This is a genomic window from Paenibacillus popilliae ATCC 14706, assembly GCF_000315235.1.
In the GTDB taxonomy this organism is placed as follows: domain Bacteria; phylum Bacillota; class Bacilli; order Paenibacillales; family Paenibacillaceae; genus Paenibacillus_B; species Paenibacillus_B popilliae.
This window is the reverse complement of the sequence record NZ_BALG01000321.1, coordinates 1-214: the sequence shown is the minus strand read 5'-3', so window position 1 is coordinate 214 and position 214 is coordinate 1. Positions and strand designations below refer to the sequence as shown.

Sequence of the window (214 nt, the reverse complement as noted above, 5' to 3'; positions counted from 1 at the left end):
GTCACGCGCGTTCAGAAGAATATCGCCGGGTAGAGCGCGCACGTATTCTGCTTCATTATGCCGACGGCTTGAGCATCCCAAAGATCGCAGAAATCCTCGGTACAACGGTGCCCAAGGTCAATCGCTGTGTCGATAAATCACTGGCATTAGGGCCGGATGCCGCATTGGGAGAAGAACAGCGTTCAGGTCGGCCTTCCGTTGTAACCCCTGAAGC

General features: G+C 55.1%; 1 protein-coding gene. It reads left to right on the top strand.

All coding sequences use genetic code 11. The features are described from left to right. Positions 1–214, top strand: a 214-nt coding sequence (locus tag PPOP_RS21070; protein ID WP_148277989.1) for a helix-turn-helix domain-containing protein, incomplete at both ends; no start/stop codon positions are given.